The 13,416-nt window shown below is 63.0% G+C and carries 10 protein-coding genes; 2 read left to right on the forward strand and 8 right to left on the reverse strand.

What is annotated here, in order from left to right; genetic code table 11:
• The first annotated feature begins 280 nt into the window (after positions 1 to 280).
• Positions 281 to 2,305, forward strand: coding sequence for a DUF6807 family protein (locus QN084_RS05895; RefSeq protein WP_069695900.1), 2,025 nt, complete (start codon positions 281 to 283; stop codon positions 2,303 to 2,305).
• Here QN084_RS05895 and QN084_RS05900 read toward each other — a convergent pair.
• The 5 genes from QN084_RS05900 to QN084_RS05920 are packed head-to-tail and all read right to left on the reverse strand — an operon-like array spanning position 2,302 to position 7,415.
• Entirely contained in the window at positions 2,302 to 3,582 is a 1,281-nt protein-coding gene (locus QN084_RS05900; protein WP_083261959.1) for an MFS transporter, read from the reverse strand. The genes QN084_RS05895 and QN084_RS05900 overlap by 4 nt on opposite strands.
• A gap of 15 nt (positions 3,583 to 3,597) precedes the next feature.
• The gene (locus tag QN084_RS05905) at positions 3,598 to 4,215 is read right to left on the reverse strand and encodes a Poxvirus protein I5 (protein WP_069695901.1); all 618 of its coding nucleotides are present in this window, start codon (positions 4,213 to 4,215) and stop codon (positions 3,598 to 3,600) included.
• A gap of 10 nt (positions 4,216 to 4,225) precedes the next feature.
• The gene (locus QN084_RS05910) at positions 4,226 to 5,146 is read right to left on the reverse strand and encodes a carbohydrate ABC transporter permease (RefSeq protein ID WP_069695902.1); all 921 of its coding nucleotides are present in this window, start codon (positions 5,144 to 5,146) and stop codon (positions 4,226 to 4,228) included.
• On the reverse strand, positions 5,143 to 6,096 hold the full coding sequence (locus tag QN084_RS05915; protein ID WP_021474333.1) for a carbohydrate ABC transporter permease: 954 nt from the start codon (positions 6,094 to 6,096) through the stop codon (positions 5,143 to 5,145). Before QN084_RS05915 ends, QN084_RS05910 begins: the two co-directional genes overlap by 4 nt.
• A 32-nt stretch (positions 6,097 to 6,128) precedes the next feature.
• The gene (locus QN084_RS05920) at positions 6,129 to 7,415 is read right to left on the reverse strand and encodes an ABC transporter substrate-binding protein (RefSeq protein ID WP_021474332.1); all 1,287 of its coding nucleotides are present in this window, start codon (positions 7,413 to 7,415) and stop codon (positions 6,129 to 6,131) included.
• A gap of 205 nt (positions 7,416 to 7,620) precedes the next feature.
• Between QN084_RS05920 and QN084_RS05925 the strand changes: the two genes are divergently transcribed.
• Entirely contained in the window at positions 7,621 to 9,639 is a 2,019-nt protein-coding gene (locus tag QN084_RS05925) for a beta-galactosidase (RefSeq protein WP_069695903.1), read from the forward strand.
• 149 nt (positions 9,640 to 9,788) lie between these two features.
• Here the strand turns inward: QN084_RS05925 and QN084_RS05930 are convergent, their stop codons facing one another.
• From QN084_RS05930 to QN084_RS05940, 3 genes are all read right to left on the reverse strand, one after another.
• On the reverse strand, positions 9,789 to 11,165 hold the full coding sequence (locus QN084_RS05930; protein ID WP_062097812.1) for an ABC transporter substrate-binding protein: 1,377 nt from the start codon (positions 11,163 to 11,165) through the stop codon (positions 9,789 to 9,791).
• A gap of 165 nt (positions 11,166 to 11,330) precedes the next feature.
• Complete coding sequence (locus tag QN084_RS05935) at positions 11,331 to 12,263, reverse strand: carbohydrate ABC transporter permease (protein WP_021474329.1); 933 nt, start codon at positions 12,261 to 12,263, stop codon at positions 11,331 to 11,333.
• A complete protein-coding gene (locus QN084_RS05940; protein WP_021474328.1) occupies positions 12,256 to 13,200 on the reverse strand; it encodes a carbohydrate ABC transporter permease in 945 nt (314 codons plus the stop codon). The genes QN084_RS05935 and QN084_RS05940 overlap by 8 nt, the downstream gene beginning before the upstream one ends.
• Positions 13,201 to 13,416: the final 216 nt, after the last annotated feature.

The raw sequence follows: 13,416 nt of genomic DNA on the forward strand, positions 1-13,416 counted from the left end.
CCTTTCTCCATCGTTGCAGAATTGGCAGCCGCGTGTGCGGCATCACAAAGTAAACGGTTTCAGGCAATCTAGCCGCGTCCCGCTATGCCGGTCAAGGGCTTGTTTGAATCGTTACATCTTCTAGGTCGCTTCAGCGCAGCTCCAAGGGTCGCCTGCGGGAAAGCGCTTGCCGCAGCCGGCACCGAGGCGATAACCTGAAGGCCCGAACCAACTCCGGACGTGACGATGGCGTCATCCGCCCCTCGTCCAGCCGGCTGTTGTGAAACGCCAGAGGAGACCCATGGGCACGCCGTCAACCGATTCGCCAAACTCGTCCGTGAAGGTGTCCCCCGCCTCCTCCGGAAGCACCCGGGTTGCACTGGTTGGCGTCCACGGATTCGGCGAACACCACCTGCACAACCTGGCACGGCTCAGCGGCGAAAAACTGGTGGACCTCGTTGCCGTGGCCGACCCCAACCCGCCCGCCGCAGGCACCCTGCCCGGCACAACGGCTGTCTATCCGGACCTGGACGCTCTCCTGGCTGCGGACCACAGGCCGGACGTGGTTATTGTTGCCACCCCCATCCAGACCCATGCACCACTTGCTTTGTCCGTGCTGGCTTCCTCGGCCCACCTCTACCTTGAGAAACCTCCCGTTGCTTCCATGAAGGACTTCCTCCACCTGCAGGAGGCTGCCGGGAAAGCCGGCAAGAGTGTCCAGATCGGCTTCCAGAGCCTTGGCTCCCACGCCCTCAAGGCGCTGGAGCAGCTCGCCAAGGGTGAAGCAACCGCAGACTTCCCCTCAATCGGCAGGCTCAAAGGGATATCGGCTACAGGCCGCTGGGTGCGCGACCGGGCCTACTACGCCCGGTCACGATGGGCCGGAAAACGTAGCCTGGATGGCGTGGACGTGGTGGATGGCGTGGCAACCAACCCGTTGGCCCACGCCATTGCCACGGCACTGCGGATCGCAGGGGCCCGCACCGCAGCCGACCTCCAATCGGTGGATACCGATCTTTACCGGGCCAACGACATAGAAGCCGACGACACCTCCGTGATCCGCATGCGCACCGTCCAGGGGCTGCCGATCACCTGTGCCCTGACGCTCTGCGCTTCAGAATCGGTGGAACCGTACGTCAAACTGCACGGCACTGAAGGAACGGCGGTGTTCCACTACACCGAGGACCGCGTGACCGTCCGCACCGAGGCCGGCGAAGCAACACGGGAGTTCGGACGGGACGACCTGACGGAGAACCTCCTGAGCCATCTTTCCGAAGGCACCCCGCTCCTGAGCCCGCTGGATCACAGCGGCGCCTTCATGAAGGTCCTGGAAGCCGTCCGAACAGCTGAACCACCGACCGCCATCCCGTCCGATGCAGTGAACTGGGTGGGAACGGGCCAACAGGCCCACGCGGTACTTCCCGGGATCGAAGAGATCCTGGAACGGGCCACAAAAGCCCACGCCACGTTCTCCGAGCTCGGGGTCTCCTGGGCCTGTCGGGATTCGACCGGCACAGAGCCGCTCTTCACGGATTCCCCGGAGGCGTCCCTGCAACGCGGTTCAACGCTCTGGAACGAGCTCTCACCGCGGCCCTACCTGCACCCGGTCTCCACGCTCGCGGGAACAGTTGTTACCGACCACATGCCCGTGGACCACGCGTGGCATCTCGGTGCCGGGTTCGCCCTCCAGGACGTCAATGGCACCAATTTCTGGGGCGGCCGCAGCTACCGTCGCAGCGCCGGCAGGTACGTGGACCTCGAGGACCACGGCCGGATCGCCTTCCAAAGCATCGATCGAGGACCGGGCAAGACCACGCTGGACCTGCAATGGATCGGCGCCGACGGTTCCGCTCTCCTCCGGGAAGTGCGGAGCTTCGAACGTACTTCCATTGACCACCGCACGTGGCGACTGGACATCCGGACCGAGCTGACCGGCGTCGTTGATTGCTCCTTGGGCAGCCCGGGCTCGCATGGCGCAACCGGCAGTGGCTACGGCGGCTTCTTCTGGCGGTTGCCCGCCAACGGTTCGGCCCGCGTCTTCTCCTCCACAGCCGAGGGCGAACCTGACGTGCACGGTACGGTGGCGCCGTGGCTGGCGTGGACCGGGGATTTCGACGGCGGCCCGGCGACTCTGGTGTTCGGCGCGCCCGCCGAGTCCACGGATCCGTGGTTCGTGCGCCTCAACCAATACCCGGCGGTGGGTTCAGCCTTGGCTTGGGATTCACCGGTGGACCTCGCTGCAGGCCAGAGCCTGAGCCGCACCATCACAGTCTGGATCAGCGATGGAACGCTCACGCCAGAGGAGATCGAAGGCTTGGTCGCCTAGGCTCGCGAGCGCCTGCGCAGCAACACGGCAACCACCGCAGCGGAGGCCATCCCCAATGCGCCCGTGACCACCAATCCGGTGCGAACGCCGAACTCCTCCGTCAGCCATCCGGCCAGCAAGCCGCCCACGGCATGCCCACCCAGCAGGAGGGGAAAGTACAGTGCCAGCACCCTGCCCCGGACGTGTGATCCTGCCTCAAGTTGCACCGCAGTAGCGGCACTTGTCAGGAACAGCAGGGTCATAAAGCCCACCACCACCAGCATCACAACGAATGATTCCTGGGTGGGCATCAAGGCCACCAGCAACTGGGACAGGCCGAACAGCCCGGCGCTGGCCACGATTCCCTTGCGGCCGAAGCGTTTGATCCGTGTAGCCAGCAACGCCCCCGTCAACGCTCCCAAGGCGCTGACCGTGTTGAAGAGGCCGAAACCCGCGGGGCCGCTGTGCCATACCCGGTCAGCGAACGCGGCCAGCACCACGGGCCCGTTCATCCCGAAAGCACCCATCAGCCCGGCCAGGATCATGGTGAGGAGGAGCGGCGGACGGGCACACACGAAATGGAAGCCGGCCAGGATCTGCCGCCGGCCGTTGGTGCGCGGGAGCGGGTTGTGGTTGTCGGCACCATGGTGCAACTCTGCCGGACGGATCGCCACGATCATGGCCAGGACCGCGACCCCAATACCGGCATTGGCCGCAAACGCCGCCGCCGGTCCGGCCTGGGCGATCACGACGCCGGCAAGGGCGGGCCCCAGCATTGCGCCGAGTTGTCCTATGGCGCTGTTGAGCCCGATCGCTGCGGGCAGGCCCCGGTCCCCGACTACCTCGTTGACGAAGACCTGCCGCGCAGGCCCGTCGATGGCGGTGGTGACGCCAAGGATGATGCAGCTGGCGTAGACAACCCCGACGTCGGTTCCGCCGGTTGCGCTCCAAGCGGCCAGTCCCGCTGCCAGCACCGTTGCCACCGATTGGCAGGCCAACAGGATCCGGCGTTTGGGAAAGAGATCCACCAGCACGCCGCTGAGCGGACCCACCACCAGCATGGGCAGGAATTGGAGTGCCACGGCCAGCCCCACCGCTGCGGGGCTTCCGGTCAGTTGCAGGACCAGCCAATCCTGCGCGAGCCGCTGCATCCAGACGCCGCCGCTGCCGGCCAGCGTCAGTGCAACGAAGATGCGGTAGTTGTGCTGCCGGAGCGGGTAGTGCCACGTCTCCGGATCAGGAGGGGCTGGAGCAGGACGTCGGGAAGTGAAGCGCTGGGAAAACGGGCGCGGCGGCAAGGCTGGGGTCAGCTCCTATGAGCGGGATCGGATCTTGATGGCGGCTGCGGCGAGGACCAGCGTTCCGGGAACAATCACAAAGAGCGCCTGAAGCATCCACACGAACACCACGGCCATGCCCATCGCTGCAAGCAGCAACAGCGTGCCCGACCAGTCGCGCAGCATTTCTTCCTTGGCGTTCGAGTACGCGGCTGCCCAGCGGTCCCGGCCTGCAATCTCTTCCCGGCCGCTCCAACCCGCGGCGATCCTCAGCAGCAGGACGGCGCCCACGGCGGCCAGCGCGACTGTCGCCGGCAGGATCAGCGAGCGTCCCGGCAGTTGCCCCACCAGTGCAAGCAGCAGGTTCAGGACAATCACGACGCCGGCTGCCGCCGTCGTGATCCCGAACTTCCAACTGCCGGGCAGTGCCAGGCGGAAGTTCCGCCACAGGGTTTTGAGGGAATCGTCCCTGCCGCTGAGGTGCCTCTCGAGGTGCGCGACGCCGGCAGCATAGGCCGCGGGCAACGTCACCAACGGCAGGGACAACAGGAGCACTATGACGCCGGCGAGGATGGCTTCGGAAAAGAGGGCAAAGCGGTTGACCGGGATGCCCGGCTTGTCCGAAGACTGTCCAGTGGTGTCCATGATGCTCATGTGCCTTCTCCTAGCCCTTGAGGCCTTGGGTTGAAACGCCTTCGACGATGTAGCGCTGGAAGATCAGGAAGAACACCAGCACCGGCAGCAGGGCGAGGACCGACATGGCAATCATTGCGCCGTAGTCGGAGGACTGTGTCTGGTCCACGAACAACCGCAAGGCGAGCGGGAGCGGATACTTTTCCGGGGTGTTGAGGTACAGCAGCGGACCCAGGAAGTCGTTCCAGCTCCAGATGAAGGAGAAGATGGACGTGGAAATCAGTGCCGGCTTCATCAGCGGGAGCATGATCGAGCCGAAGATCCGCACATGCCCGGCACCGTCGATGCGCGCTGCTTCGTCCAGTTCAGCAGGCAGGTTCCGCATGAACTGCACCATCAGGAAGACGAAGAAGGCATCGGCTGCGAGGAACTTGCCGATCAGCAACGGCACGTACGTATCCACCAGTCCCAGCTGCTGGAACACGATGTACTGCGGAATGATCACCACGTGGAAGGGCAGCAGAAGGGTGGCAATCATCATGCCGAAGAACAAGCCGCGCCCCGGGAAGTTGATCCGGGCGAACGCGTAGGCGGAAACACTGGCGGAGAGGATGGTCCCCACCACCGCCCCGACGGCCAGGACCAACGAGTTGGTGAAGAACGTCAGCGTGCTGACCCCGCCGATCCCGTCCATGGCGGTGATGAAGTTGTCGAAGCTGAAGTTGGCGGACCACAGGGCTGTGTTGCCGCCGCCGATCTCCGAATTGGGCTTGAAGGATGAGGCAATCATCCACAAAGCCGGATACAGCACGATCGCTACCAGCGCCAGGGCGACAACGTGGAAGATGATGCTCTTGACGCGCTTTGCCGTTCCGGATTCCGACTTTGGGTTGTAGGCGGGAGCCGGTGCGGGCGCAGGTGCCGACTGCATGGGAGTTGCCGTTGTTGTCATTTTGAATCACCGCTGTAGTGGACCCACTGCTTGGACGTCTTGAAGAAGATCAGCGTGATCACGCCGACCACGATCACCAGGAGCCAGGCCATCGCCGAAGCGTAGCCCATCCGGAAATCGCTGAAGCCGCGCAGGTAAAGGTAGAGCGTGTAGAAGAGGGTGGAGCCGGCAGGCCCGCCTTCACCGTTGGAGATGATGTAGGCCGAGGCGAAGATCTGGAACGCGTGGATGGTTTCCATCAGCAGGTTGAAGAAGATCACCGGCGACAGCATGGGCCAAGTGATGTTGAAGAACTTCCGCACCGGCCCGGCACCGTCCATGGACGCTGCCTCATAGAGATCCGCCGGGATCTGCTTGAGGCCGGCCAGGAAGATAACCATCGGAGCACCGAACTGCCAGACGGTGAGCAGGATCATCATGGGCATCGTCATGGAAGGGTTGCCCACCCAGCCGCCCAGGTTGATCCCGAAGAAGGACAACCCCTGATCCACGGGTCCCGAGTCACCGAACATGGCTTTCCAGACGATGGCGATCGAGACCGACGCGCCGATCAGGGAGGGAGCGTAGAACGCTGAACGGTAGAAGCCCTGGCCCTTGCGCTTGCTGTTGAGCAGCATGGCGATCGCCAAAGCGGCTGCGAGCTTCAACGGGGTACCGAAGACCACGTAGCTCAGGGTCACTCCCACCGATTGCAGGAAGCGCTCGTCCTGGAAAAGGGTGGCGTAATTGTCAAAACCTATCCACTTGGGAGCTTCGAAGAGGTTGTAGTTGGTAAAGGAGAGGTAGAGCGAGGAAATCATGGGCCCTACGGTGAGGGCGATGAATCCGAGCAACCAGGGCAAAAGGAACGTGTAGCCGGCGCGGGCATCCGCGCCGCGCCGCCGCGACTTGCGCGGTTGCGGGGCGGCGGACGTCCGGGGGCGCCTGCTCAGGGTTGGGCTTTGAGTCACGAGTTACGTCCGTTGGTTGGGGAAAGCCTGTATCAGGCGTTCTGCTTGATGAGGTCTTCGGCTTCCTTGAACCACGCGTCTGCGGCACTGTCCACGGTCAGCTTGCCGTAGTTCAGTTCAGAACTGATGCGCTTGAAGGAAGTCTCCAAGGTGCCGAAACCGACGATCGGCGGCTCGGGAGCATCTTTGAGGTACTTCTCGATGGACTTCTCGTAATCCACCACCAGCTTGTCCGTGCCTTCGAACGTGGTGCCGTCGCGCTGGGTCTTCGACGCCGGAACACCGCGGGAGGTCTTGAAGATCTGCCCCACCTCGGGGTCGTTGACCATGAAGTCGATGAAGCGGGCGGCTGCGTCCTTGTACTTGGTCTTCGCGCTGGCAACCATGAGCATGGAGGGCTTGAGGAAGAGCCCCAGGTTGTCCGGATCGTCCGACGGGACAGGAACCAGTTTCAGTTCCTTGGCGCCGCTGTCAGCGAGGTATCCGGCCATGAAGTTGTCCCACGTGACCTCGGTTGCCGTGACATTGGAGCCAAAGGGAGACTTCGGCAGCAACTGGGTCACCTTGTCCTCGCCCACAATGGCCCCGGTGCCGCGGAGGTCGGCGGCCAGGTTCCACCACTTCTTCAGGTCGTCCTTGGAGAAGCCCAGTTTGCCTTCATCGGTGAAGGCCTGGATGTTGTTCTGACGCAGCCAGATGTTGAAGTTCCACCACACCCCTGTGTAGTCGGTACCACCGAACAGCGTGCCGTTGCCCTTGGAGCCGACCTCCGTGAGGAAGGCGTTGAATTCCTTGTAGTTCCAGCTGCCGTCCGGTTCCGCGATGCCCAGGGACTTGAGCTTTGCGGGGTCGTAGTAGACGGCGAAGGCGTTGGTGCTGGTGGGGATGCCGAAGGTCTTGCCGCGGATCTGCCCGGAGGGAAGAAGGGACTTGTCAAAGGCGTCGGTGTTGATCTTGACCGTGCTGAGGTCCAGGAGCTGGTTGCGCTGGCCGTAGTCGCGCAGGTAGGACAAATCCCACTGCATGACGTCCGGCAAACCGCCGCCTGCGGCTTCCGTGGCACGCTTTTGCCAGTACCCGTTGAAGTCGGTGAAGTTGCCGTTGACCTTGATGTCCGGGTTCTTGGACTCGAACAGCGCTATGGCCTTGCGGGTGCGCTCCGCACGGTCGTCGTTGCCCCACCACGTGTAGGTGATGGTCACCGGATTCTCGGCAGAACCGGTCTGTCCCGCCGACGAAGACTGCCCGCAGGCGGCGAGGAACGCAGCCGATGCCGCGCCCATGGCCACCGTGGTGAGGAAATTCCTTCTGTTGATCATGAGAGCCTCCTTGCTCAGTCGGTGCAAGCCCCATGTGATCCGTCCAACGTGGCAGTGATCTCGCTTACACTCTTTCTGAAACGATACAATAGCCCCAATCGGAGATCTGGGCAAGCGTTTTCCAAGAAGGGTGGTTTTCAGGTTTCCGGCCGCACCATGCCCCGCATATCCCTGCCACCACCGCAGAATCGACGAAGGAGTCCCCTTGCTTTCACCTGAAACACCACGCGGTCCGTCCGTTTGGAGCAGCATCCGCGGGCTTGGATACGGCGGTGACTACAACCCCGAACAGTGGCCCGAACACGTCCGGCTCGAAGACATCGATCTGATGAAAGAGGCCGGCGTCAACCTGCTGAGCGTTGCCATCTTTTCCTGGGGCCTCCTTGAGCCAAGCGAAGGCAATTACGACTTCGCCTGGCTCGATGATGTCCTGGACAATCTCCACGGCGCGGGCATCAAGGTGGCCCTGGCCACCGCCACCGCATCTCCCCCGGCATGGCTTGCCCGCAAGCATCCCGAAATCCTTCCCGTCACTGCGGAAGGAACCCGGCTGGAACGGGGCTCGCGACGGCACTACTCGCCGTCGTCGTCGGTGTACCGCCGGTACGCCACAACCATGACGCGGGTCATCGCCGAACGCTACAAGGACCACCCGGTGCTGGCACTGTGGCACGTCGACAACGAACTCGGCTGCCACGTCGGCGAGTTCTACGGCGAAGAGGATGCAGCCGCTTTCCGCCTGTGGCTTGAGCGCCGCTACGGCAGCATTGATGCGTTGAACGAAGCGTGGGGCACAGCCTTCTGGTCCCAGCACTATGCATCCTTCGACGAGATCATCCCGCCGGGCCTGGCCCCCACCACGCTCAACCCGGGCCAGCAACTGGACTTCGCACGCTTCAACTCCCGGGCCTTCATGGACTACTACCGCGAGCTGCTGGCAGTACTGCGCGAGGTCACCCCCGATGTCCCGGCAACCACCAACTTCATGGTCGCCAGCGCAACCAAAACCCTGGACTACTTCGACTGGGCCAAGGACATGGATGTCATCGCCAACGACCACTACCTGGTGGCCGCCGATCCCGAACGGGAAATCGAACTCGCCTTCAGCGCCGACCTGACCCGCGGCGTCGCCGGCGGCAACCCATGGATCCTCATGGAACATTCGACGTCGGCCGTGAACTGGCAGCCTTACAACCAACCCAAGATGCCCGGCGAAATGCTGCGCAACTCACTGGCCCACGTCGCGCGCGGAGCGGACGCCGTCATGTTCTTCCAATGGCGCCAAAGCAAGGCCGGTTCGGAGAAATTCCACTCGGCCATGGTGCCGCACGGCGGCCGCAACACCCAGGTCTGGCGCAACGTGGTGGACCTCGGGGACGCCCTGCGCAGACTGGAGCCGGTCAAGGGTTCGCGCGTTGATTCGCGCGTTGCCATCGTCTTCGATTACGAGGCCTGGTGGGCTTCCGAGCTCGACTCGCACCCCAGCCAAGGCGTCAAATACCTAGACACAATGCGGGCATTCCACCGCGCCCTGTACCTCCGCGGCGTGACCGTCGACTTTGTCCACCCCTCCGCGGACCTGGGCGGTTACGACCTCATCCTCGTTTGCACGCTGTACTCGGTTACGGACGAAGCCGCCGGGTCCGTCGCCGCCGCAGCAAGCGACGGAGCAACCGTCCTCATCAGCTACTTCAGCGGGATCGTGGACGAACGCGATCACATCCGGTTGGGCGGCTACCCGGGCGCGTTCCGGGAACTGCTGGGAATCCGGACCGAGGAGTTCCACCCGCTCTTCCCCGGCACGCCGGTGACCTTGAGCGATGGAACTGCCGGCTCGGTGTGGAGCGAACAGGTACAGGCGCTCGAAGCCACCGAGGTCCTTTCCACGTTCACGCACTACCCGCTCGAGGGCGTACCTGCCGTGACCCGCCGGGCCACGGGCGCCGGCTCGGCGTGGTACCTCGCGACCCTCCCGGATGCGGACGGCGTCGATGCACTCACCGCGCGCTTGCTGGAGGAGGCAAAGGTGACCTCGGCAGCGGAAGCTTCTGCCGCCGTCGAGCTTGTCCGCCGCCGCTCCGCGGACGGCCGCAACTTCCTGTTCGCCATCAACCACAGCCGGGAGGACGTGGCGGTGAAGTCCGACGGCGTGGAGCTGCTGGGCGGCCAGCGCTTCACGGGCGTTGTGCCTGCCGGAGCCGTGGCTGTCATTGCCGAAGACTGACCCAAGCAGGTCGCAGCAGGGCGCGTTCTGAACGTTCTCAACGCGCTCTAATGCGACCTGGTTGGGGCTGGGGACGCGAAAGCGCCCCGGGCGAATCTTTACGATTCACCCGGGGCGCTGAGGGAAGTGCGCTGAGGGATGCGGTGGAGCTAGGCCCCGATCGCGGACTTCATTTCATCCGAAGCCTTCTTGCCCGCTTCCTCGGTGGAGAGCCTGTTGAACAGGACCTCTGAGGTGTAGCGCTTGATGATCTCCTGGATGGCACCGGCGCCCTTCGGCGGAGCGGCGGGAGCTTCACCGAGCTCCGGCTGGATCTCGCTGATGAAGTCCACCACCTTGGTGTCCGCGGGAGCCAGCTTGGTCTTGATCGCCTCGCGGACATCCGAGTTCGGGTACACACCGCGGTCAGCCAGGAGGATCTCGCCGGCCTTGACGTTGTTGGTCAGGAAGTCGATGAACTTGGCGGCCTCTTCGGGGTGCTTGGTCCGCGATGAGGCAGACCAGAACTGTGAAGCCTTGTACCAGAGCCCAACATCCTCAGCCCTGCCGGTCTTGGACGGGAAGCGGAGGATCTCCAGCTCGCCGCCGGAAGCCTTCTCCAAGGCAGGCAGCTGGTTGGACCACCAGAAGGCCATGCCGTTCTTGCCGGTTGCCAGTCCGCTCTGGTCCAGCGGTGCGGCTTCAGCTTCGATGATTTCCGACGCCGACGGTACAGCCTTCTTCTCGCTCAACTTCTTCAGGTTGTCCCAGTAGCCGGCGATGTCGGACGGCTCGAAGCCGAGCTTGCCGTCTTCGGTGTAGAGGGACTTGCCGTTTTGGCGCAGCCACACGCCGAGCGACGCTTCGTCAGTGCCGTAGGCTGCTGCACCGTAGGTGCCCTTGGGGGACTTCTCGGTAACCTCGGCGGCGATGCGCTCGAAGTCATCCCAGGTCCAGGTCTTGTCATCCGGGAGCTCCACGCCGGCGGCCTTGAAAACGGCCGGGTTCGCGAGGATGGTTGCTGCGTTGATGCCGGCGGCAATGCCGGTGAGGCCCTTGGGACCCTTGCCCGCATTCAGGGCCGCTTCATCGAGCTTGGAAGTATCGATCTGGTACTTGGAGAGGTCAAGCAACGCGCCACGGCTGGAGTATTCGGTGATGTACTTTTCGTCCATCTGGATGATGTCCGGGGCGTCGTTGGCCGCCACCTGCGTGGCGAGCTTGTCCCAGTAGCCGGACCAGTCGCCGTATTCAGCCTTGATGGTGATATTCGGGTTCTCCGCTTCGAAGGCCTTGATGGCTTCCTGGGTCAGCTGTGCGCGCTTGTCCCCTCCCCACCAGGAGAAGCGAAGCTCCACCTTGCCGTCGGCACTCTTGGCCTCCGACCCTCCACCACAGGCGCTGAGGGCCAGGACGGCTGCCGCCGTGGCTGCGATAATGGCGGAGGCGCGAAGTTTGCGCCCGGACTTCCTGGCCTTGGGCTCCTGCGCGCGCGTCTCCGGCGATGCTGCGCGGGCGACTGCTCCACCCTTTGGAAATAACGGCACTGTAGTCTCCGATCCTCTTTGATCCACTGTGGTGAGAAAGCGTTTTCTCATTGAATTTATGATACAAGTCACAAGCTTGTGTGACAAGTATTTCTTGCTGGCTGGATTGCATGGGAGGAGCCGGCGCATACCGGTCCCTCCCCGCAGGCGGGGCGCCTGATTGGTCTACTTGATGCCCGTGGTGGCGATGCCTTTGATCAGGAACCGCTGGCCGAACAGGAACACCAGGAAAACGGGAAGCAGGGACACGATGGACATCGCGAACAGCGATCCCCAGCTGGTGGCGGACTGCGAGTCCACGAACGCGCGGAGGGCAACAGGAACCGTGAACATGTCCGGATCCGTCAGGTAGATCAGCGCGCTGAAGAAGTCGTTCCACGTCCAGATGAACGTGAAGATGGTGGTGGTGGCCAGGGCCGGGACCATCAAGGGAAGGATGACGCGGAGGAAGATCCTCGGGTGACCGGCGCCGTCGATCCTGGCAGCCTCGTCAAGCTCCTTCGGAATACCGCGGATGAACTGGACCATCAGGAAGACGAAGAACGCGTCCGTTGCCAGCAGCTTGGGAACGATGAGCGGCCAGAACGTGTTCACCCATCCGATCTGGGAGAACAGGATGTACTGCGGAACGATCACCACGTGGAACGGCAGCATGATGGTCAACAACATGATGCCGAAGAAGAGCTTCTTGCCCGTGAACTGAAGCCTTGCGAACGCGTACGCCGCCATGGAGCACGAAATCAGGTTGCCGATGATCGAGCCCAGCACCACGATCGCCGAGTTGACCATGTAGTGGCCGAACGGGTGAGTCAGCGCAGACCAACCGTCCGTGTAGTTGCTCATCTCCAGGTTCTGCAGCCAGAGGCCGGGCTCGCGGAAGATGAGGTCGTTGGGCCGCAGGGAGGAGACCACCATCCACAGCAGCGGGTAGATCATGATGCCACCCACCAGGATCAGGATGGCGTGCTTGATGAGTCCTTTGACGCGTGCGCTCCGGCTGAAGGCAAGGCCTCCGGGTGATTCACGGCGGCGCGGGGTCTTGCCGGGCTTGTCGGCGGAAGAACCGGATGCGGGAGGCAGGGTCTGAGTTTTAGTCATCGTAGAACACCCAATACTTTGAAGCGATGAAGTTGATGGCCGTGAAGGCACCGATGATGACCAGCAGGAACCAGGCCATCGCTGAGGCGTAGCCCATGTCGAACTGGCCAAAGCCCTTCTGGTACAGGTACAGCGTGAAGAACATGGTGGAGTCCGACGGACCGCCATTGCCACCGGAGACGATGAACGCCTGCGTGAACGACTGGAAGGATCCAATGATCTGGAGCACGAGGTTGAAGAAGATGATCGGGCTCAGCATGGGAATGGTGATCCGCCAGAACTTCTGCATGGTGGTGGCACCGTCAACTTCGGCAGCCTCGTAGTACATGTTCGGAATCTGCCGAAGGCCGGCCAGGAAGATGATCATGGGGCTGCCGAAGGTCCACACGTGCAGCAGGATGATCGAACCTAGTGCGGTGTTGGGGTCAGAGATCCAGCCCGGGCCTTCGATGCCGATCATGGCAAGGACCTGGTTGACCAGGCCGGTGGTGCCGAAGATCTGCTTCCACAGGATGGCAACGGCCACCGAGCCACCCAGGAGCGAGGGCAAGTAGAAGATGGAGCGGTAGAACGGGAGACCACGCAGCCCCTTGTCCAGGACCAGCGCAATCAGCAGCGCCACGGCCAGCTGCAGGGGAACACCCACCAGGACGTAAGTGAAGGTGACCCGCAGGGAGTTATGGAGCCGCGCATCGCCGAACATGCGGGCGAAGTTGTCCAAGCCAACCCAGGCCGGCGGCTGCAAGAGGTTGTAGTCCGTGAAGGACAGGTAGAGCGACATCAACATGGGGCCAACAGTGATGACCGCCAGGCCAAGCAACCAGGGCAGAAGGAAGATGTAGGCGGCCTTGTTGTCGCGGCCGTTCGCCTTCTTCTCTTCCTTTGTCATGGGACCCTTGCGTCGGGTCATCGATGAGAGTTCACCAATCGCGCTCATTGCGTCCTCCCTGCGAGACCCTGAACGCCCGACGGCGCCTCAGGGTGATGCTTTTCGGCCATGTGGTCTCCTTTGGTCATCGTGGCCTGCCACGGAATTCGTGCTGGGACTTGCTGCCTTCCGGGACCGCCGGAGAAAACCGGCGCTGCCCTCTGATTTTCCGGGATTTCGATCCCGACGTTCAGCGGCTCCGTACCAAAGTAAACGTTTTCTTGA

The sequence above is a fragment of the Paenarthrobacter sp. R1 genome (assembly GCF_030264015.1).
Taxonomy (GTDB): Bacteria; Actinomycetota; Actinomycetes; order Actinomycetales; family Micrococcaceae; genus Arthrobacter; species Arthrobacter ureafaciens.

What these genes read in the sequence shown, in the direction of transcription:
- QN084_RS05940 (WP_021474328.1), bottom strand. Translation starts at nt 13,200, where the DNA reads ATGAGCGCGATTGGTGAACTCTCATCGATGACCCGACGCAAGGGTCCC.
- QN084_RS05905 (WP_069695901.1), bottom strand. Translation starts at nt 4,215, where the DNA reads ATGAGCATCATGGACACCACTGGACAGTCTTCGGACAAGCCGGGCATC.
- QN084_RS05910 (WP_069695902.1), bottom strand. Translation starts at nt 5,146, where the DNA reads ATGACAACAACGGCAACTCCCATGCAGTCGGCACCTGCGCCCGCACCG.
- QN084_RS05895 (WP_069695900.1), top strand. Translation starts at nt 281, where the DNA reads ATGGGCACGCCGTCAACCGATTCGCCAAACTCGTCCGTGAAGGTGTCC.
- QN084_RS05920 (WP_021474332.1), bottom strand. Translation starts at nt 7,415, where the DNA reads ATGATCAACAGAAGGAATTTCCTCACCACGGTGGCCATGGGCGCGGCA.
- QN084_RS05935 (WP_021474329.1), bottom strand. Translation starts at nt 12,263, where the DNA reads ATGACTAAAACTCAGACCCTGCCTCCCGCATCCGGTTCTTCCGCCGAC.